The organism is Acidovorax sp. T1 (genome assembly GCF_002176815.1).
GTDB lineage: Bacteria > Pseudomonadota > Gammaproteobacteria > Burkholderiales > Burkholderiaceae_C > Acidovorax.
Map to the genome: position 1 here is coordinate 1,246,421 of NZ_CP021648.1, position 20,357 is coordinate 1,266,777.

The 20,357-nt window shown below is 63.2% G+C and carries 18 protein-coding genes; 11 read left to right on the forward strand and 7 right to left on the reverse strand.

Annotated elements, in window-relative coordinates; all coding sequences use genetic code 11:
* Positions 1 to 73: 73 nt before the first annotated feature.
* Entirely contained in the window at positions 74 to 397 is a 324-nt protein-coding gene (locus tag CCX87_RS05990; RefSeq protein WP_198314767.1) for a VF530 family DNA-binding protein, read from the reverse strand.
* A 169-nt stretch (positions 398 to 566) separates the two neighbouring features.
* On the opposite strand from CCX87_RS05990, the gene CCX87_RS05995 reads away from it, so the two are divergent.
* On the forward strand, positions 567 to 2,459 hold the full coding sequence (locus CCX87_RS05995) for a B12-binding domain-containing radical SAM protein (RefSeq protein WP_087744595.1): 1,893 nt from the start codon (positions 567 to 569) through the stop codon (positions 2,457 to 2,459).
* A gap of 306 nt (positions 2,460 to 2,765) precedes the next feature.
* On the opposite strand, the gene bfr is transcribed toward CCX87_RS05995, so the two are convergent.
* Positions 2,766 to 3,242 carry a bacterioferritin gene (bfr, locus tag CCX87_RS06000; protein WP_087744597.1) on the reverse strand — a complete coding sequence of 159 codons (477 nt, stop codon included), beginning with the start codon at positions 3,240 to 3,242 and terminating at the stop codon, positions 2,766 to 2,768.
* A 224-nt stretch (positions 3,243 to 3,466) separates the two neighbouring features.
* Between bfr and ahpC the strand changes: the two genes are divergently transcribed.
* The 3 genes from ahpC (at position 3,467) to CCX87_RS06015 (ending at position 6,714) form a co-directional block, all read left to right on the forward strand.
* Entirely contained in the window at positions 3,467 to 4,030 is a 564-nt protein-coding gene (gene ahpC / locus CCX87_RS06005) for an alkyl hydroperoxide reductase subunit C (protein WP_087744599.1), read from the forward strand.
* Between the two features lie 172 nt (positions 4,031 to 4,202).
* Positions 4,203 to 5,771, forward strand: coding sequence for an alkyl hydroperoxide reductase subunit F (ahpF, locus tag CCX87_RS06010; RefSeq protein WP_087744601.1), 1,569 nt, complete (start codon positions 4,203 to 4,205; stop codon positions 5,769 to 5,771).
* 229 nt (positions 5,772 to 6,000) lie between these two features.
* Positions 6,001 to 6,714 (forward strand): NYN domain-containing protein, encoded by a 714-nt coding sequence (locus CCX87_RS06015; RefSeq protein ID WP_087744604.1) that lies wholly within the window; start codon positions 6,001 to 6,003, stop codon positions 6,712 to 6,714.
* Between the two features lie 307 nt (positions 6,715 to 7,021).
* Here the strand turns inward: CCX87_RS06015 and ppsR are convergent, their stop codons facing one another.
* Positions 7,022 to 7,843 (reverse strand): posphoenolpyruvate synthetase regulatory kinase/phosphorylase PpsR, encoded by an 822-nt coding sequence (gene ppsR, locus CCX87_RS06020; RefSeq protein WP_087744606.1) that lies wholly within the window; start codon positions 7,841 to 7,843, stop codon positions 7,022 to 7,024.
* A 191-nt stretch (positions 7,844 to 8,034) separates the two neighbouring features.
* Between ppsR and ppsA the strand changes: the two genes are divergently transcribed.
* The 4 genes from ppsA (at position 8,035) to CCX87_RS06040 (ending at position 13,552) form a co-directional block, all read left to right on the forward strand.
* Positions 8,035 to 10,425, forward strand: coding sequence for a phosphoenolpyruvate synthase (gene ppsA, locus CCX87_RS06025; RefSeq protein ID WP_087744608.1), 2,391 nt, complete (start codon positions 8,035 to 8,037; stop codon positions 10,423 to 10,425).
* A 47-nt stretch (positions 10,426 to 10,472) separates the two neighbouring features.
* On the forward strand, positions 10,473 to 10,799 hold the full coding sequence (locus CCX87_RS06030; RefSeq protein WP_087744610.1) for a DUF4212 domain-containing protein: 327 nt from the start codon (positions 10,473 to 10,475) through the stop codon (positions 10,797 to 10,799).
* Positions 10,792 to 12,891 carry a VC_2705 family sodium/solute symporter gene (locus CCX87_RS06035; RefSeq protein WP_087744612.1) on the forward strand — a complete coding sequence of 700 codons (2,100 nt, stop codon included), beginning with the start codon at positions 10,792 to 10,794 and terminating at the stop codon, positions 12,889 to 12,891. Before CCX87_RS06030 ends, CCX87_RS06035 begins: the two co-directional genes overlap by 8 nt.
* A gap of 181 nt (positions 12,892 to 13,072) precedes the next feature.
* Positions 13,073 to 13,552 carry a hypothetical protein gene (locus CCX87_RS06040; protein ID WP_087744614.1) on the forward strand — a complete coding sequence of 160 codons (480 nt, stop codon included), beginning with the start codon at positions 13,073 to 13,075 and terminating at the stop codon, positions 13,550 to 13,552.
* A gap of 109 nt (positions 13,553 to 13,661) precedes the next feature.
* Here the strand turns inward: CCX87_RS06040 and CCX87_RS06045 are convergent, their stop codons facing one another.
* From CCX87_RS06045 to CCX87_RS06055, 3 genes are all read right to left on the reverse strand, one after another.
* Positions 13,662 to 14,018, reverse strand: coding sequence for an FKBP-type peptidyl-prolyl cis-trans isomerase (locus CCX87_RS06045; protein WP_087744617.1), 357 nt, complete (start codon positions 14,016 to 14,018; stop codon positions 13,662 to 13,664).
* A 127-nt stretch (positions 14,019 to 14,145) separates the two neighbouring features.
* Entirely contained in the window at positions 14,146 to 14,451 is a 306-nt protein-coding gene (locus tag CCX87_RS06050) for a winged helix-turn-helix transcriptional regulator (RefSeq protein WP_005796313.1), read from the reverse strand.
* A 307-nt stretch (positions 14,452 to 14,758) separates the two neighbouring features.
* Positions 14,759 to 14,926, reverse strand: coding sequence for a hypothetical protein (locus CCX87_RS06055; RefSeq protein WP_369825286.1), 168 nt, complete (start codon positions 14,924 to 14,926; stop codon positions 14,759 to 14,761).
* Positions 14,927 to 14,975: 49 nt separating this feature from the next.
* On the opposite strand from CCX87_RS06055, the gene CCX87_RS06060 reads away from it, so the two are divergent.
* The 3 genes from CCX87_RS06060 (at position 14,976) to CCX87_RS20730 (ending at position 17,658) form a co-directional block, all read left to right on the forward strand.
* Positions 14,976 to 15,971: a hydroxymethylglutaryl-CoA lyase gene (locus CCX87_RS06060; protein WP_232476493.1), complete on the forward strand. Its 996-nt coding sequence runs from the start codon at positions 14,976 to 14,978 to the stop codon at positions 15,969 to 15,971.
* A 19-nt stretch (positions 15,972 to 15,990) separates the two neighbouring features.
* Positions 15,991 to 17,235, forward strand: a complete 1,245-nt coding sequence (locus tag CCX87_RS06065) for a CaiB/BaiF CoA transferase family protein (protein WP_087744621.1) — start codon at positions 15,991 to 15,993, stop codon at positions 17,233 to 17,235.
* 273 nt (positions 17,236 to 17,508) lie between these two features.
* The gene (locus CCX87_RS20730; protein WP_232476494.1) at positions 17,509 to 17,658 is read left to right on the forward strand and encodes a hypothetical protein; all 150 of its coding nucleotides are present in this window, start codon (positions 17,509 to 17,511) and stop codon (positions 17,656 to 17,658) included.
* 178 nt (positions 17,659 to 17,836) lie between these two features.
* Here the strand turns inward: CCX87_RS20730 and rpoD are convergent, their stop codons facing one another.
* The gene (gene rpoD / locus CCX87_RS06070) at positions 17,837 to 20,209 is read right to left on the reverse strand and encodes an RNA polymerase sigma factor RpoD (RefSeq protein WP_087744623.1); all 2,373 of its coding nucleotides are present in this window, start codon (positions 20,207 to 20,209) and stop codon (positions 17,837 to 17,839) included.
* Positions 20,210 to 20,357 lie beyond the last annotated feature (148 nt).

Sequence of the window (20,357 nt, forward strand, 5' to 3'; positions counted from 1 at the left end):
TTGCACCCGGATGTGAGCGCTGGCGCAAGAGGCTGAACGTTTTTTGCCGTGGCCGAAAGGCTCTCGGCCCGCTTCAGTTGGAGTCCTGGGCGTTGCGCCGCTGGTCGCGCAGCATGAACAGATAGAGGCTCTCGACCTTTTCGCGCGCCCAGGGCGTCTTGCGCAGGAATTTCAGGCTCGATGACACGCTGGGGTCGCTTTGAAAGCAGCGCACCGGGATGCGCTCGCCCAGCCCTTGCCAGCCAAAATAGTCGGCCAGGCCCACCACCATGGCCTCCAGCGTCACTCCGTGCAAGGGGTTGTGGGGTTGCGCGGGGCGGGCAGCGGGGGGCGCCTTGTCGTTCTGGGTTGCTGGGTTTTCAGGGGCTGGGGTGGGGCGGGGCTCTTGGGCGTTCATGGCCGCAAGCATAAGGCGATTGCGGGCCAAGGCAGCGCCGTTGGGAGCGGGCGCCCATAATCACGACCCGTCAGCATCCGCCTCAGCACCCGCCTTGCATTGGCGGTCACCCTGTCCATTTCCCATGCCCGCCCAGCCTCCTCTTCGCGTCCTGTCCGTCATCCCACCGATGACGCAGCTCAACACCCCTTATCCGTCCACTGCGTACCTCACGGGGTTTTTGCGCTCGCGCGGGGTTGCTGCGATGCAGGAAGACCTGGCGCTGGCGCTGGTGCTGCAATTGCTGTCGCCCGCAGGCCTTCGCGCCGTGGCGGCACGGGTGGATGCGGTGCCCGCCAAAAAGCACAGCCCCGCCATGCAGGAGTTTACGGCGCAGCGCGATCGCTACCTGGCCACCATTGGGCCCGCCATTGCCTTTTTGCAGGGGCGCGATTCGACGCTGGCGCACCGCATCGTGGGACGCAACTTTTTGCCGGAGGGGCCGCGCTTTGCATCGCTGGATGTCTATGTGGATGACGAGGGTGGCGACCCGCTGGGCTGGGCCTTTGGCGCACTGGGCCTGCACGACCGCGCCAAGCACCTGGCCACGCTGTACCTGAACGACCTGGCCGATGTGCTGCGCGACGCGGTCGATCCGCGCTTTGAATTTGTGCGGTACGCCGAATCGCTGGCTGGCAGCCAGCCCACCTTCGAGCCGCTGGCCCAGGCGCTGGCGGCGCCGCCCAATCTGGTGGACGACACGCTGCGCGATTTGACGCTGGCCGCGGTAGAGCGCCATGCGCCCACCGTGGTGCTGCTGTCGGTGCCGTTCCCGGGCGCGGCCTATGCGGCGTTTCGCATTGCGCAGACCCTCAAGGCGCAGCACCCGCACATCGTCACGGTGCTGGGCGGTGGCTTTGTCAACACCGAGCTGCGCGAGCTGACCGAGCCGCGCGTGTTCGACTACTTTGACTACGTCACGCTGGACGCCGGCGAGCGCCCTTTACTGGCGCTGCTGGAGCACCTGCAGGGCCAGCGCAGCCGCCAGCGGCTGGTGCGCACCTTTGTGCGCGCTGAAGATGGCGCTGAGGGTGGCGATGGTGCGGGCGCCGTGCAGTACATCAACATGATGGAGGCCGACATCGCCTTTGCCGAGGTGGGCACGCCCACCTGGGATGGCCTGCCGCTGGGCAGCTACCTGTCGCTGCTGGACATGCTCAACCCCATGCACCGGCTGTGGAGCGACGGGCGCTGGAACAAGCTCACCGTGGCCCATGGCTGCTACTGGAAGAAGTGCAGTTTTTGCGACGTGAGCCTGGACTACATCGGCCGCTACGAAGGCGCGTCAGCCACCGTGCTGGCCGACCGCATCGCACAAATAGTGCACGAAACCGGGCAGACCGGGTTTCACTTTGTCGATGAAGCCGCGCCGCCCAAGGCCCTGAAGGCGCTGGCCACCGAACTGATCGCGCGCAATGCCGGCATATCGTGGTGGGGCAACATCCGCTTTGAAAAAACCTTCAGCCCCGCGCTGTGCAACCTGCTGGCCGACAGCGGCTGCATCGCCATCTCGGGCGGGCTCGAAGTCGCCTCTGACCGGCTGCTCACGCTGATGAAAAAAGGCGTGTCGGTGGACCAGGTGGCGCGCGTGACGCGGGCCTTCACCGATGCGGGCATTCTGGTGCACGCCTACCTCATGTATGGCTTTCCCACGCAGACCGTGCAAGACACCGTGGACGCGCTCGAATACGTGCGCCAGCTGTTTGCCAATGGCTGCATCCAGAGCGGGTTTTTCCACCGCTTTGCCTGCACCGTGCACTCGCCCGTAGGCCAGCACCCCGAAGACTACGGTGTCACCCTGCAGCCCCTGCCGCCCGTGAGCTTTGCCAAGAACGACATCGGCTTTCACGACCCCACGGGCGTGGACCACGACGCGCTGGGCGGAGCGCTCAAGAAAGCCATCTACAACTACATGCACGGCATCGGGCTGGAAGAAGACGTGCGCAGCTGGTTCCCCTTCAAGGTGCCCAAGACCACCGTGCAGCGCAACCGCATCGAGCGGGCGCTGCGCGAGCGCAGCTGAGCGCGCGGGTGACTTTGCGGGCGGGTGCATGGGCCGCTGGGCGCTGGATCTGCGCGCTCCACGGCCGGCACCCTGCTGTAGAAATGCTCTTTTTTTAATAGCTACTGGCGCTTGCTGTGTATGCGCTAGAGGCCTAAAACACTTAAAAATCGACGCGCCGCATCAGTCATGCAGTCGCCGCGTTACCGTTAGAAACGGCAGGTGCATAGCGCTCTCATCCACCCGGTGAGCGCCATCGAAGCCATCCAGCGTCGATTTCATGCGGCTTTGCCAAGGATGCAAAGCGGTCAATTGCCGTTTCTAGGGTTACTCCACTTCGCCCATCTGCGACTGCAGGTAGTTCTGCAGCCCCACCTTGGCGATCAGGTCGATCTGGGTTTCGAGGAAGTCGATGTGCTCCTCGGTGTCGTCCAGAATCTTTTGCAGCAGATCGCGCGAGACATAGTCGCGCACGGTTTCGCAGTGGGCAATGCCGTCTTTGATGGTGGCCTGGGCGCCTTGTTCGGCGCGCAGGTCGCATGCCAGGATCTCGGGCACGTCTTCACCCACCTGGATCTTGGCCAGGTCCTGCAGGTTGGGCAGGCCGTCGAGCATGAAGATGCGGTCCATCAGCCAGTCGGCGTGCTTCATCTCGCCGATCGACTCGGAATATTCCTTCTTGGCCAGCTTGTCGAAGCCCCAGTGCTTGAGCATGCGGTAGTGCAAAAAGTACTGGTTGATGGCCGTGAGTTCGTTCTTGAGTTGGGCCTGCAGATGGCCAATGACTTGTGCGTCACCCTTCATGGTGGATTCCTTGGTGTGTTGGTTCGGCTGTGATTGTCGTTGCCCCACACCGCTTGCGCAACGCAAGCCCTTGCGGGCTGGTGCCAGGCGGCGAAGCGGGTCTGCGGCCTTGTCATAAAATAGTAATGTTCAATTGATTCAATGAATTCAATTAATTGGATTGATTGGTTTGAAAAGCCTAAACTTCAGTCCTGTTCAGTCAACCAACCACAAAGGAAACAGCAATGTCCCTGATCAACACGCAAGTTCAGCCTTTCAAGACCCAGGCTTTCCACAACGGCAAATTCATCGAAGTGACGGAACAGTCCCTCAAGGGCAAGTGGTCCGTGGTGATCTTCATGCCCGCCGCCTTCACCTTCAACTGCCCCACCGAAGTGGAAGACGCTGCCGACAACTACCCCGAGTTCCAGAAGGCCAATACCGAGGTCTACATCGTCACCACCGACACGCATTTCTCGCACAAGGTCTGGCACGAAACGTCTCCTGCCGTGGGCAAGGCCAAGTTCCCACTGGTTGGCGACCCAACGCACCAGCTGACCCGCGCCTTTGACGTGCACATCGACGAGGAAGGCCTTGCACTGCGCGGCACCTTCATCATCAACCCCGATGGCGTGATCAAGACCATGGAAGTGCATTCCAACGAAATCGCCCGCGACGTGAAGGAAACCCTGCGCAAGCTCAAGGCTGCCCAGTACACCGCCGCTCACCCTGGCGAAGTGTGCCCCGCCAAGTGGAACGAAGGCTCCAAGACCATCGCTCCCTCGCTGGACCTGGTCGGCAAGATCTAAGCCGCAAAGCCGTCATACGGCGGAGCGCCCTCCAGGCGCTCCCAAGCCGGACCACGCTGTGGCGCCCGCGCCATGCCGTCCGGCTTTTTTACGCCTGCTTTTTTTGTGCTGACTGCGTCAAAAGCGCCCACAGCACCCATCCCACACAACTCGAATCTACAAGGACACCACCATGCTCGACGAACAACTCAAGACCCAACTTTCGGCATACCTGGAACGCGTGCAGCAGCCGTTCGAGCTGGTGGCATCCCTGGACGACAGCGACACCGCCCGCGAAATGCTGGACCTGTTGCAAACCATCCAGTCGCTGCGCAGTGACAAGATCACCCTGCGCACCGATGGCAACGACGCGCGCAAGCCCTCGTTCACGCTGCAGCGCGTGGGCAGCACCAGCCAGTTGCGTTTTGCCGGCCTGCCGCTGGGCCATGAGTTCACGTCCCTCGTGCTGGCACTGCTCTGGACGGGCGGCCATCCGCCCAAGGCCGAACAGGACGTTCTGGACCAGATCGACGCGCTCGAAGGCGATTTCAACTTCGAGGTCTACATGAGCCTGAGCTGCCACAACTGCCCCGACGTGGTGCAGGCGCTGAGCCTCATGGCCATCCGCAACCCGCGCATCAAGACCACGGTGATCGAAGGCGGCGCCTTCCAGGAGGAAGTGAACCGCCGCGAAGTCATGGCCGTGCCCATGGTGTTCCTGAACGGCGAAGTGTTCGGCTCGGGCCGCATGTTGCTCGAAGAAATCGTTGCCAAGCTGGACACCGGCGCCGCCGCCAAAGAGGCCGCCAAGCTCAGCGCCAAAGACGCTTTTGACGTACTCATCATCGGTGGCGGCCCCGCAGGCGCTGCCGCTGCCGTGTATGCCGCCCGCAAGGGCATCCGCACCGGCGTGGCCGCCGAGCGCTTTGGCGGCCAGGTCAACGACACCCTGGGTATCGAAAACTACATCTCGGTGCTGGAGACGGATGGCCCCAAGTTTGCCGCCGCCCTCGAAGCCCACACCCGCGCCTACGACGTGGACATCATGAACCTGCAGCGCGCTGAAGCGCTGGTTCCCGCCACCGAACCTGGCGGCCTGATCGAGGTGAAGCTGGCCAACGGCGGCTCGCTCAAGTCCAAGAGCGTGATCCTGTCCACCGGCGCGCGCTGGCGCAATGTGAATGTGCCCGGCGAAGCCGAGTACAAGAACAAGGGCGTGGCCTATTGCCCCCATTGCGACGGCCCGCTGTTCAAGGGCAAGCGCGTGTCGGTCATCGGCGGCGGCAACTCGGGTGTTGAGGCCGCTATTGACCTGGCCGGTGTGGTGCAGCACGTCACGCTGGTGGAGTTTGCCGACCAGCTCAAGGCCGACGCCGTGCTGGTGAGCAAGCTCAAGAGCCTGCCCAACGTCACCATCCACACCAACGCGCAGACCACCGAAATCACCGGTGCCGACGGCAAGGTGAACGGCATGAAGTTCAAGGACCGCGCCACGGGCCAAGAGCACCTGGTGCCCCTGGAAGGCGTGTTCGTGCAGATCGGCCTGGTGCCCAACACCGACTGGCTCAAGGGCACGGTGGCGCTGAGCAAGTTTGGCGAGATCGAGATCGACGCCAAGGGCCACACCAACGTGCCCGGCGTGTTTGCTGCCGGCGACTGCACCACCGTGCCCTACAAGCAGATCGTGATTGCCGCCGGCGCCGGCGCCACGGCCGCGCTGAGCGCGTTTGATCACCTGATCCGCAGCGGCGTAGCGGCTTGATTTTTTAAGCCAAATAGGGCGATAGCGCTTATAGAACAAGCGCTAGCAGCTATCAAATTGAAAGCGGCGGGGCTGTGGAAAGCAGCTCCGCCGCTTTTGTTTTGTATTCAGAAAAGGCTAGGTTTCGGCCAGAAGCGGAATTCGTTTCCACGGAAAGTACCAAGCATAATTTGTCTTCTGCGAGCTCAGGCTTGCTAATCATGCACTTGCAACTCGGAGGTAAACAGACTTGGCGAATTCAGATGCTCCACGGCTAGCGGTGCTCATTGACGCCGACAACGCTTCTGCGACCGTGGCGAAGGAGTTGCTAGAGGAAGTGGCGAAGTACGGGACGGCCACTGTGAAGCGAGCTTTCGGCGACTGGACCACTCAGAATTTGGTGGGGTGGAAAGCATGCCTTCATCGCCATGCGATCCAGCCTGTGCAGCAGTTTTCTTACACCACTGGCAAGAACTCGACGGACTCGGCATTCATCATCGACGCGATGGATTTGTTGTATGGAGGAAATGTGGATGGGTTTTGCTTGGTTTCGAGCGACAGTGATTTCACGAGGCTAGCGACTCGGTTGCGCGAGGCCGGTAAGACGGTTTTCGGTCTTGGTGAACGAAAAACACCAGAGCCATTCATTGCAGCATGCGACAAGTTCATATTCTTTGAGGTTCTGAAGAAGCCGACAGGCGCTGCAGCGCCCGCACTGCAGTTACCAGATGTGCCTGACTTGAAGGAGCTACTTTCGCATGCGATCCGCGAGACCGCTCGAGAGAGCGGGTGGTCGCGCCTGGCCACGGTAGGTAGTCTGATTGGCAAAACACACAGTTCGTTTGATCCTCGGAACTATGGGTTCAAGAAACTCAATGAGCTTGTACGCGCTCAGCCGTTTGTTGAGGTAGCCGACACGGCGGACTCCACAGGCTTCGTCCACGTCGAGGTGCGGTTGAAGTAGAGCGCGCTTTCCCAAAGCAGTTCCACATCCGGCAACGCTTGATTTGGGTCGAAAGCAGCGCTACAGCCGATTGACCAACATGTCACCCTCATCACCTGATTTCGCAATAACGCTGCGTCAGGAGCAGGCGCGGAGTATTAAAAATGCTCCTCTATTGATAGCTGGTGACGCTTAAAGGATTTTGGCTAGGGCCGAATTCGATCCAAATTCTCCAGAGTTTTCACAGGGGGCGCCTCACACGCGCAGCAAGCTGTTTTTTCGCACCACGCCCCCTCGTCAGCCGGCGCCCCTCCGAGGTGCAAATGCATCAATACACCAGCCGGTCCGGCTGCAGCTCCTGCAGGATGGTGGTGGCGATTTCTTCGATGGATTTGGTGGTGGTGGACAGCCAGCGGATGCCCGCGCGGCGCATCATGGCCTCGGCTTCGGCCACTTCGTGGCGGCAGTTCTGCAGGCTGGCGTAGCGTGAGTCGGGCCGGCGTTCGGTGCGGATCTCGGACAGCCGCTCAGGGCTGATCGTCAGGCCAAAAATCTTTTTTCGAAACTCCATCAGTGCGGGTGGCAGCTGGCGGCGGTCGAAGTCTTCGGGGATCAGCGGGTAGTTGGCGGCTTTGAGGCCATGCTGCATGGCCAGGTAGAGGCTGGTGGGGGTCTTGCCGCTGCGGCTTACGCCGACCAGGATCACGTCGGCGCCCGCCAGGTCACGATGGCTTTGACCATCGTCGTGCGCCAGGCTGAAATTGATGGCCTCGATGCGGTCGGTGTATTCCTTGCTGCGGCTCACGTCGCTGAAACGACCAACCCGGTGGTGCGACTTGACCCCCAGCTCTTGTTCCAGCGGGTGCACGAAGGTGCCAAACATGTCGAGCAGCATGCCTTTGCAGCCCTCCTGGATGACCTTGAGTACCTCCATGTTCACCAGCGTGGTGAAAACGATGGGTTTCTTGCCCTCCAGCTCGGCGGTGTGGTTGATCTGGCGCACGGCCTGGTGGGCCTTGTCCTCGGTGTCCACGAACGGCAGGCGAACGCGCCGCGGTGCCAGTTCGAACTGGGCCAGGATGGCGTTGCCGAAGGTTTCGGCGGTGATGCCGGTGCCGTCTGACACAAAGAATACGGTGCGTGAGTGCATGGGGGCCTTTTCAAGAGCGTGTGCCTGTCGCTACAGCGGCAAGCCTACAATTGTGTCAATTATCCAATTCTCACCATGCACCCGGTCGGCCTACAACCACAACCACAAAGCTGCAGCCCGTGCATGGCCGCTCGCCCCTTGCTCCTCTCGGGCGGGCGCGCAGACCCGGTTTTAACTTCTGGAGCTTTCCCATGTCTGCACTTTTCAGCCCGACCGCCCTGGTCGTTCCGTTTGAAAACCTGAGAATGACCGACGTCGAGGCGGTAGGCGGCAAAAACGCCTCCCTCGGCGAAATGATCTCGCAGCTGCCGCACGGCGTGCGCGTGCCCACGGGCTTTGCCACCACGGCCCACGCGTTCCGCGAATTTTTGGCCTTTGAGGGCCTGGCCGACCGGATCAGCGCCAAGCTGGCCGCGCTCGACACCGAAGACGTGCGTGCCCTGGCCACCGTGGGCGCCGAGATCCGTGCCATGGTCGAGGCCCAGCCTTTCCCGGCCGACCTGCAAAAGGCCATAGCCGAAGCCTTTGCCACCCTGTCCGAAGGCAACCCCGAAGCCAGCTTTGCCGTGCGCTCGTCCGCCACGGCGGAAGATTTGCCCGACGCATCTTTTGCCGGCCAGCAGGAAACCTTTTTGAACGTGCATGGCATCGACGAAGTGCTGCACAAAATGAAGGAGGTTTTTGCCAGCCTCTACAACGACCGCGCCATCAGCTACCGCGTGCACAAGGGTTTTGCGCACGACGTGGTGGCCCTGTCGGCCGGCGTGCAGCGCATGGTGCGCTCCGACCTGGGCGCGGCCGGCGTGATGTTCACCATCGACACCGAATCGGGCTTTGAAGACGTGGTGTTCATCACCAGCAGCTACGGCCTGGGCGAAACCGTGGTGCAGGGCGCCGTGAACCCTGACGAGTTCTATGTGCACAAGCCCATGCTCAAGCTGGGCAAAAAGTCGGTGATCCGCCGCAACCTGGGCTCCAAGCTGATCCAGATGGTGTTTGCGACGCCCGAGGAAAAGGCGCAGACCGGCAAGCTCATCAAGACCATCGACGTGCCCACCGAGCAGCGCAACCGCTATTCGCTCACCGATGCCGATGTCGAGCTGCTGGCGCACTATGCCGTGGTGATCGAGCAGCACTATGGCCGCCCCATGGACATCGAGTGGGGCAAGGACGGCACCGACGGCCAGCTTTACATCCTGCAGGCGCGCCCCGAAACGGTGAAGAGCCAGGCCAAGGGCCAGGCCGAGTTGCGCTACAAGCTCAAGGGCCATGGCGCCGTGCTGGCCGAAGGCCGTGCCATTGGCCAGAAGATCGGCACCGGCCCGGTCCGCATCGTGCACAACATCAGCGAGATGGACAAGGTGCAGCCCGGCGATGTGCTGGTGACCGACATGACCGACCCCAACTGGGAGCCCGTGATGAAGCGCGCCAGCGCCATCGTCACCAACCGCGGTGGCCGCACCTGCCACGCCGCCATCATTGCGCGCGAGCTGGGCATTCCGGCGGTGGTGGGCTGTGGCGACGCGACCGAGCGCCTGAAAGACGGCACCTTGGTCACGGTAAGCTGCTCTGAAGGCGACACCGGCCGCATCTACGACGGCCTGCTCGAAACCGAGGTCACCGAGGTGCAGCGCGGCGAGATGCCCGCCATCCAAACCAAGATCATGATGAACGTGGGCAACCCCCAGCTGGCGTTTGACTTTGCCCAGCTGCCCAACGAGGGCGTGGGCCTGGCGCGGCTCGAGTTCATCATCAACAACAACATTGGTGTGCACCCCAAGGCGATCCTCGATTATCCGAACATCGACAACGACCTGAAAAAGGCCGTGGAATCGGTGGCCCGCGGCCATGCAAGCCCGCGCGCTTTTTACGTGGACAAGGTCGCCGAAGGCGTGGCCACCATCGCCGCCGCCTTCTGGCCCAAGCCCGTCATCGTGCGCCTGTCGGACTTCAAGAGCAATGAATACCGCAAGCTGATTGGCGGCAGCCGCTACGAGCCCGAGGAAGAAAACCCGATGCTGGGCTTTCGCGGCGCGGCGCGCTACATCAGCGCAGACTTCGGCGAAGCCTTTGCCATGGAGTGCGAGGCTTTGAAGCGCGTGCGCAACGACATGGGCCTGACCAACGTGCAGGTGATGGTGCCCTTTGTGCGCACGCTGGGCCAGGCCGAGCGCGTGACCAAGCTGCTGGCCCAGCACGGCCTGCAGCGTGGCAAGGACGATCTCAAGGTCATCATGATGTGCGAAGTGCCCAGCAACGCCATCCTGGCCGAGCGCTTTCTGGAGTTCTTCGACGGCTTCTCGATCGGCTCCAACGACCTGACCCAGCTCACCCTGGGCCTGGACCGCGACTCGGGCCTGGAGCTGCTGGCGCAAGACTTTGACGAGCGCGACCCGGCCGTGGAAGCACTGATCCACCAGGCCATCAAGGCCTGCCTGGCCCAGGGCAAGTACATCGGCATCTGCGGCCAGGGCCCCAGCGACCACCCTGACTTTGCGCAGTGGCTGGCCAAGGAAGGCATCTCGTCGATTTCGCTCAATCCCGACAGCGTGATCGCCACCTGGCAGCAACTCGCACGCTGAGTGCGCAGGGGCCGCCCTTGTCCAACCCACGGTAGTGAGCACCCTGGATGCGGCCCCTGACAAAAAACCACGAGCCCGAACTGGCGGGCCCCTTCCCGCCCGACCTGCACGATGTGCGCCACCTCTGGCTCAAGGCGGGGCTACTGCTGGTGTGGGCGCTGGTGTCTTTTGTGGCCATGTTCTTTGCCCGCGATCTGCAAGCGTTCGTCGTGGCGGGCTGGCCCCTGGGTTACTGGATCGCCGCCCAGGGAGCCATGTTGATGTTCATTGCCATCGTGGTGGCCTACTGCTGGGCCATGAACCGGTTTGAACGCCAGGATGCCGCACGGGCGACTGCTGCGCTGGCCACCGCACAGGCCCAACCCCATGGCTGAGCCCGGGGCTGCTGGCCACGGAACGGATGACCAGGCCTACCTTTGGCGCCTGCACCGCATCTTTGCCCTTTATGTGGTGGGGGTGGTGGCGTTTCTGGCACTGATGGCCTGGGCCGAGCAGCAGGGGCTGTCGCGGCACTGGATCGGCCCGATCTTTCTGTTTCTCACGGTGATGGTCTATGCCGGTATCGGTGTGTATGGCCGCACCACCGATCCTGAAGAGTATTACGTGGCGGGGCGCCGCATTCCGCCCATGTACAACGGCATGGCGGCGGCAGCCGACTGGATGAGCGCGGCCTCGTTCATCAGCCTGTCGGGTGCGCTGTATCTGCAGGGTTTTTCTGGCGCCCGTGGGCAGGCCGGCGGGCTGGCCTACCTGCTGGGCTGGACCGGCGGCTTTTGCCTCGTGGCGATGCTGATCGCCCCGCATCTGCGTGCCATGGGTCTCTACACGGTGCCAGACTTCTTTCATGTGCGCTTTGGCGGACGCTGGCCGCGCATCATTGCCGCGCTGGCGGCGGTGCTGTGCTCCTTCACCTATGTGGTGGCCCAGATCTATGGCGTGGGCCTGATTGCGTCCCGTCTGACCGGTGTGCAGTTCGAGATCGGCATCATGCTGGGGCTGGGCGGCGTGCTGCTGTGCTCGTTCCTCGGGGGCATGCGCGCGATCACCTGGACGCAGGTGGCGCAGTATGTGGTGCTGCTGCTGGCGTTTCTGATTCCGGTGTCGTGGCTGGCCTACAAACAGCTGGGCAATCCGCTGGCGCCCCTGGTTTATGGCACGCAACTGAGCAAAATTGCCGATCTGGAAGAGCATTTGCTCGATTCGCCGGCAGAGCACCAGGTGGTGGGGGCCTACCTGCGGCGCGCTCAGGACTATGAGGCGCGCCTGCAGGACGTGGAAGGCGCACTCGAACGCGAGCGCGAGAAGGGGCGCGAACGCGTCCGCACTCTGCGCGCCCAGAATGCCGATGTGGGCCTCATCGTTTCCGCCAGCCGCGAGCTGGTTGCGCTGCCCAGGGATGCGGCATCCGCACGCGAGCGCTGGACGCGCGAAATGCGCGAGAACTACGAACGAGCCAAGCCCCTGGGCGGCCTGCCGCTGCACAGCCAGGCCTTCGCAGGCAACCCTGACGGCACGCCCCATGAGCGGCAGGAGTACGAGCTGACGCGGCGCAATTTTCTGGCGCTCATGTTCTGCCTGATGGTGGGCACGGCGGGGCTGCCGCATCTGCTGACCCGTTACTACACCGCACCCTCGGTGGCTGCGGCGCGGTCTTCGGTGGCGTGGTCGCTGTTTTTCATCGCCTTGCTGTACCTCAGCGCGCCGGCGCTGGCGGTGCTGGTGAAGTTCGAGGTCATGCAGAACCTGGTGGGCAGCAGTTTCGAGAACCTGCCCCACTGGATGGCCCAATGGGCCCGGGTGGACGCCTCGCTGCTGTCGGTGGAGGATGTGAATGGCGACGGCCTGGTGCAGTTTGGCGAGATCCGCTTGGGCGCCGACCTCATCATGCTGGCCACGCCAGAGCTGGGGGGCTTGCCTTACGTGGTCTCGGGACTGGTGGCCGCGGGCGGGCTGGCGGCGGCGTTGTCCACGGCCGACGGGCTGCTGCTGACCATCAGCAATGCGCTGGTGCGCGACCTCTATTACCGCGGTGGTCCGCGGGAGGCGTCGCCCGAGCAGCGCGTGATTCTGACCAAGTTCACCTTGCTGGCCGTGGCGCTGGCGGCGGCATTCGTGGCCGCGCTCAAGCCGGCCGAGATTTTGCCGCTGGTGTCGGCGTCGTTTTCCCTCGCCGCGTCGGCCTTTGTGCCGGTGATGGTGCTGGGCATTTTCTGGCGCGGCACCACGCGCCAGGGGGCCGTGGCGGGCATGCTGGCGGGGCTGGGCGTTGCGGTGTACTACATGCTTTCCCATACGCCGGTCTTGCGCGCCTGGGCGGGCTGGCTGCTGGCGGATGGCCTGTGGTTCGGCATTCAGCCCATTTCTGCAGGGGTGTTCGGAGTGCCGGTGGGGCTGATCGTGGCCGCCGTGGTGAGCCGCATCACCCGGCCGGCGCCCGCGCTGCCCCGGGTGCGCTCCGAGATGTGAGCGCCTGCTGCGTTGGCTCGGTGAAGGAGTGACCGGCTGGCCACGGCAGGTTTGTCAAGGCGTTCTGACTTGGGTGATGTGGAAAAACCCGAATACCCAGCGCCCGGCATACCTGCGAGACTGTTTCGAAAAGTTGCGTACACCGCTGGTGCCGCGTAGCTCCCACTTTTGGAGTAGGAACATGTTACTGGTCAAGACGCAAGCCGGACAAGAGGCGCTCAAGGATCGGCAACGGGGGTTGACGTCCCGCCAGCGTACGGCATTCATTCTGTTTGATGGCAAACGATCGACCGCCGAAGTGCTTGCAGCCACCGCTGCGATGGGGATCACGCAGGACGACGTGCAGGCCATGCTGGTGCAGGGTTTGCTGGCGCCTGCTGCCGGGCAGACTGCTGCGCGCTTGTCAACGGGTGGGGGTGATGGTTTGTCGTCGCTGGAGCTGTCGGAAGAGATCAGCGGTCGGTCGGACGTGGAGCGCTACCAGAGCGCCTATCTCATCGCCACCGAGCTGACCTCTGGCTTGGGTCTGCGTGGCTTTCGCCTGAATCTGGCCCTGGAAGGTGCGGGTAGTTTTGACGACCTCGCGGCCTTGGCCCCGAAGATCAGGGATGCCGTGGGCGATGCCAAATTCGCCCGACTGGAAAAGGCCTTGTTCAGCTGACGCTGTATTTCTTGGCTGGCCCGCTGGCCTGGTTTCAACCAGGCGGGATCAAAAAACAAAAAAGCGGCCCCGCAGGCCGCTTGCTGAAAAGGAAGGGTGGGGTGCTGTTTCAGCGCACGCCCAGCAATTCCACATCGAACTTCAGCGTGGCGTTCGGGGGAATCACGCCACCGGCGCCGCGCGCGCCATAGCCCAATGCCGCCGGGATGATCAGGGTGCGCTGGCCGCCGATCTTCATGCCTTGCACACCTTCGTCCCAGCCCTTGATGACCATGCCAGCGCCCAGCGAGAAAGCGAAGGGGTCGTTGCGATCGTGGCTGGAGTCGAACTTGGCGCCTTGTTCGCCGTTGTTGTAGAGCCAGCCGGTGTAATGCACCGTTACCTGGCTGCCCTTGGTGGCTTCAGCGCCATCGCCCACGTTGGTGTCTTCGTATTGCAGGCCGGATGCGGTGGTGGTCAATGCCATGGGAATTCCTTGATTGCTATTAAAAATATAGCTTCTGGCGCTTTACTGTAGCGCGCTAGAAGCTATTTAGATAAAGATTTTATCCGGCATCCCGGGCGGGGCCGGTGCAGGCACGGCGTGCCGCTTTTTATTTCTTGGCGCGGCCAGCCACCCAGCGTGTGGCGAAAGCTTGCACGTCGCTCAGGCGCTTGAGCAGGTCGGAGCCCGAGGGGGTGACGGTGTAGCCGTCACTGCCATGGTCGACAAAGCCGGCCTCGCGCAATTCCTTGATGCGGGTGTTCAGCGTGTTGGGTGTGATGCCGCCGACGCTGTCTTGCAGCAGCCGGAAGGTCTGGGGATGGCCATCGCGCAGGGCCCAGAGCACGCGCAGTGCGTAACGGCATTCGAGCCGTTCAAACAGCTGGTTGATGGCGGCATTTTCTTTGGAGCTCATGGATGCTTCTCCTCGCGCGAGTGTTGGGTCAAAGTTCGGGGTGGCGCCACAGGCACCATGTCCGAGGGGCGCTGCGACTATAGCGCGGAACCTGTTTTGCTACAAGTTTGGTAGCTCTTAAGGCACGGTACACATGCGCCTGACTCTTAAAAAGCCCTAAATCAATTCAAAGTGTTGCATGCGGGCCACGAACGCGATGGATGTCGGGAAGGGCACTTTCAGCGCACCCATCAGTGCCTGCAAGAGGCATTTTTTCGGGGTTCCCCAGGGCTGTGCCAGCTGGCGCTACTCAGACCGTGAACACGTCTCAGCCGCCAGCAGGCAGACCGGCGCGTGCCAGGTGGTCCACCAGCAGCCGCGCGCAGGGCGGTAGCGCATGGCTGCTGCGAAAGCACACGGCAAAGCGCCGCTGGGCCCAGGCATCGCTCAGGGGGACGATGCGTACCGGCGCCGTCAGGGCAAAAGGCTCGGCCACTTCGCGCGGGAATTTCTAAAATCGGGCAAACGCACCCTGGAGACATTCCGTGAGCCACGCCCCGTCATCCCCCCCGCCATTGGTTCGCGGCCCCTCGCGGGCTGTTGTCCGCGAGGTCGGTTTGCGCGACGGCTTGCAGAGCATTGCCACCGCGCTGCCCACCGAGCGCAAACTGGAATGGATCGATGCGGCCTACGCCGCTGGCCAGCGCGAGATCGAGGTGGGCTCGTTCGTGCCCGCGCGTCTGCTGCCGCAGCTGGCCGACACCGCCGAGGTGCTGGCCCATGCGAAAACCCTGCCTGGGTTGTTCGCCTCGGTGCTGGTGCCCAACTTCAAGGGCGCCGAGCGGGCGTTGGAGTGCGGGGCCGACTTGATGATCGTGCCGCTGTCGGCCAGCCACGCCCACAGCCTGGCCAACTTGCGCAAGACGCCCGACGAGGTAGTGGCCGAGGTGGCGCGCATCCGTGCCCAGCGCGACGCCTTGGGTCGCAAGACCCTGATCGAGGGCGGTGTGGGCACGGCCTTTGGCTGCACGCTGCAAGGCGAAGTGGCCGAGAGCGAGGTGCTGCGCCTGATGCAGGCCTTGCTCGACGCCGGCGCCGACCGCGTGAGCCTGGCTGACACCGTGGGTTATGCCGACCCGGCCAGCGTGCAGAGCCTGTTTGAAAAAGCCCGCGCCCTGGTGGGTGAGTGCCTGTGGTGCGCCCACTTTCACGACACCCGTGGCATGGGGCTGGCCAATGCCTATGCGGCCTGGCAGACCGGCATCGAGCGCTTCGATGCCTGTCTGGCCGGCATTGGCGGCTGCCCGCATGCCCCCGGCGCCAGTGGCAACGTGGCTATCGAAGACCTGGTCTTCATGCTCGAACGCATGGGCGTCCACACCGGCCTTGATGTGCCCGCGCTGCTGGCCCTGCGCCAGCGCGTGGCCGGCTGGCTGGCCGGTGAAACCCTGCATGGCACGCTGTGGCAGGCCGGCTTGCCCAAACCGCAGGCGGCCGCTGCTGCCTGTGTGCCCGCTGGCGTGGCAGCTTGGCCCCTCTGAATCCCTTATCGTGAGCCCCATGACTTCTGCCCCTGCTTCTTTTGCCCCCGATTCTTCTGCCACCCCCGATCCCGCATCGCGCCCCTTGCCCCTGGCGGGCTTGCGCGTGGTCGAGTTCACCCACATGGTCATGGGCCCTACCTGCGGCATGGTGCTGGCCGATCTGGGGGCCGAAGTCATCAAGGTCGAACCGGTGGATGGCGACCGCACGCGCCACCTGCTGGGCGCAGGCGCGGGCTTTTTCCCCATGTTCAACCGCAACAAGAAGAGCATTGCGCTCGACCTGCGCAGCCCCGATGGGCTGGAGGTGGCGCGCCGGCTGGCAGCCTCGGCCGACGTGGTGGCGCAGAACTTCAAACCCGGCGTGATGGGCAAATACGGCCTCGACTACGCCGCGCTCAGCCCGCTCAATCCGCGCCTGATCTATGTGAACCACACCGGTTTTCTGCCCGGCCCCTACGAGCACCGCACCGCGCTCGACGAGGTGGTGCAGATGATGGGCGGCCTGGCCTACATGACCGGCCGCCCCGGCGACCCGCTGCGCGCGGGCACCAGCGTGAACGACATCATGGGCGGCATGTTTGGCGCCATCGGGGCCATGGCGGCACTGATGCAGCGCGGCATCACCGGGCGCGGGCAAGAGGTGGATTCGGCCCTGTTCGAGAACAACGTGTTTCTGGTGGGCCAGCACATGATGCAGTTCGCCGTCACCGGCCAGCCCGCCGCGCCCATGCCCGACCGCATCTCGTCCTGGGCGCTGTACGACGTGTTCAGTGTGAAGGATGGCGAGCAGATTTTTCTGGCCGCTGTGAGCGATGCGCAGTGGATCACCTTCTGCGATGCCATGGGCTATGCCGACCTCAAGGCCGACCCGCTGCTGGCCACCAACAACGACCGGGTGCGCGCGCGGGCCACGATGCTGCCCGAACTGCGCCAGCGGCTGGCCCGTCACAGCGCTGCCGAGCTGGCCGCTATCTTCGAGAAAAATGGCTTGCCCTTTGCACCCATCCTGCGGCCCGAGCAGCTGTTTGACGACCCGCACCTCAACGCCACCGGCGGCCTGGCCGACATCACGCTGCCCGATGGCGAGCGCGCCGGCCAGACCGCGCGCACCACGCTGTTCCCCTTGCGCATGGATGGCCAGCGGCTGGGTGTGCGGCTGCAGCCCCCGGTGCTGGGCCAGCACACCGCCGAACTCATGGAGCAGCTGGGCTACAGCCTTGAGCAGGTGCAGGCCCTGCAGGCGCAAGGCGCCGTGGCCTGAGAGGCTGAGAGTCTTTGATCCATGCCCGCCTTGCACGCCAAAACACACCGGCTCGTCGTTGCAAATACTCGCCATAGCCCGAGCTATGGCTGTGTTTTGCGCCTAGACCCGGCGCGTTTTGACGCGCCTTTCGGGCACGGCCGAAAAACGCTCAGCCTCTGAGCGCTCCGGTTTGGGGGCTTCGCACGGCGCCCATGGAACAACGACCCAATGACAACGATGGAGACAAGGCGCCCCAGGACGGCTTGGTGCTCGGCATGGTCTCCAGCAACCATGTGGTCAACCCCAGTGTGTTCAAGAACATTGCTGGCACAGGGCTACCCGTTGCAAAGCCCGCCGCCCGATGCCACGGCTGCCTTCTTTCGCAGCGAAGCCAGCCGCATGGCCCGGCTGGTGAAGCAGGCCGGGCTCAAGCTGGACTGAATGCTCATTTTTAAATAGCATGTCGCGCTTATCCATCAAGCGCTTGAGGCCTATTTCGCGCAATTTTTTGACAGAACCGAGCTCCATCGTGTCTCCCCCAAAGCACGACGCCCCAGCACCGTGAGGGTGGCTGGGGCGCCTGCGGCAGGCCCTGTTGCCAGGGGCCGAGCGATGCGGTTTACAGCGAATCGATAAAGCTGCGCAGCTTGTCCGAGCGGCTGGGGTGCTTGAGCTTGCGCAGCGCCTTGGCTTCGATCTGGCGGATGCGCTCGCGGGTCACGTCAAACTGCTTGCCCACTTCTTCCAGCGTGTGGTCGCTGGTCATCTCGATGCCAAAGCGCATGCGCAGCACCTTGGCTTCGCGGGGCGTGAGGCCGTCGAGGATGTCCTTGACCACGTCGCGCAGGCCGGCCTGCATGGCGGCTTCGATGGGGGCGGTGTTGGCACCGTCCTCGATGAAATCGCCCAGGTGGCTGTCGTCATCGTCGCCGATGGGCGTTTCCATCGAGATCGGCTCTTTGGCGATCTTCATGATCTTGCGGATCTTGTCCTCGGGGATCTCCATCTTGGCCGCCAGGATGGACGCATCGGGCTCAAAGCCGAACTCCTGCAAGTGCTGGCGGCTGATGCGGTTCATCTTGTTGATGGTTTCGATCATGTGCACCGGGATGCGGATGGTGCGCGCCTGGTCGGCAATGCTCCTTGTGATGGCCTGGCGGATCCACCACGTTGCATAGGTCGAGAACTTGTAGCCGCGGCGGTATTCGAACTTGTCCACCGCTTTCATCAGGCCGATGTTGCCTTCCTGGATCAGGTCGAGGAACTGCAGGCCACGGTTCGTGTACTTCTTGGCGATGGAGATCACGAGGCGCAGGTTGGCCTCGATCATTTCCTTCTTGGCATCGCGCGAGGTCGATTCACCCTCGTTCATGCGCTTGTTGATGCCTTTGAGCTCGGCCAGCGGCACGACCACGCGCGATTGCAGGTCGGTCAGCTTTTGCTGCAGATCCTGGATGGGCGGAATGTTGCGCGCCATGATGGCCGACCAGGGCTTGCCGGCCGCAGCCTGCTTTTCCACCCACTTGAGGTTGAGCAGGTTGGGCGGAAAGTCCTTGATGAAGGTTTCCTGGGGCATGCCGCACTTGTCCACGATGATGCGGCGCAGCTCGCGCTCTTTCTTGCGCACATCATCGACCTGGCCGCGCACCATGTCGCACAGCTTCTCGATGGTCTTGGCCGTGAAGCGGATGGTCATCAGCTCTTCCGACAGGGCGGCCTGGGCCTTCACGTAGGCGGGCGTGCCGTAGCCTTCCTTGTCGTAGATCTTGTGGACTGTCTCGAACAGCTCGCGCAGCTTGTCAAAGCGCTCCAGCGCCTGCTTCTTGAGTTCTTCGAGCTTTTTGGTCAGTGCCTTGGAGCCGCCCTTGCCGTCGTCATCGTCGGCTTCGTCGAATTCGTCGAAGTCTTCTTCGGCCACATAGTCGTCGGCCTCGTTGGGGTTGGAGAAACCGTCCACGATGGTCGAAATGACGACCTTGCCCTCGCGGATTTCCTCGCCCATGTTCAGGATCTCGGCAATGGTGGCGGGCGATGCGCTGATCGCCTCCATCATGGCCATCAGGCCGCCTTCGATGCGCTTGGCGATTTCGATTTCGCCTTCGCGCGTGAGCAGCTCGACCGTGCCCATTTCGCGCATGTACATGCGCACGGGGTCGGTGGTGCGGCCGAATTCGCTGTCCACGGTGGACAGGGCGGCTTCGGCGGCTTCTTCGGCTTCTTCCTCGGTGGCGCCGGCGGGGGCGTTGTCGGTGATGATCAGCGCCTCGGCATCGGGCGTCTGCTCGTACACCGCCACGCCCAGGTCGTTCAGCGTGGTGATGACGGCTTCGAGGGTTTCGGCATCGACCAGCTTGTCGGGCAAGTGGTCGGAGATTTCAACGTGCGTGAGGTAGCCGCGCGTCTTGCCCAGCTTGATCAGGGTCTTCAGGCGCGCACGGCGCTTGGCCATGTCTTCTTCCGACAGGACGGTTTCGTCCAGGCCGAATTCCTTCATCAAGGCGCGTTCTTTCGCCTTGCTGATCTTCATGCGCAGGGGCTTGACCTTCTCGGCCGTGGGGGTGGCGGCTTCTGCTTCTGGCTCGACTTCGCCTTCGAGGTCGGCTTCGATGTCGGACAGGTCTGCGTCGTCACCGCTGGCTTCGCTGGCACCCGCCTTGGGCTTGCGACCGCGCTTGGCCGGGGCCTTGGCCTCGGCGGTGCCGGCCGCCTTGGCGGGGCGGCCAGGGCGCTTTTTGGGGGCTTCGTCGCCGTCGGACGGGGCCGCCGCAGCGCGGGCAGGCTTCTTTTTCAGCAATTCATCGGCAGCTTTGATCAACTCGGCAGAACTTTTCACGGGCACGTTTTTCACTTTCTTGGCAGCCGGGGCAGGGGCGGCGGCAGCAGCCCTGGCGGGTGCGGCTTTGGCCGGTGCTTTGGCAGCGGTTTTGGAGACAGCTTTTGCGGCAGTGCCTGGAGCGGACTTGAGTGGCTTCGCGGACTTTTGAGCAGGCATGGAACAACCTCGGAGTCAAAAACGGACACAAAGAAAACGCAAGCGCCACAGATCCCGGCGCGGGTGGCACTGCAAAAGCAAAGCTGCTGCAGTTGGAGGAGTGATCCTCAGGGGCAAGATGTCTGGGCGAACATTTGGTGTGCAGTCC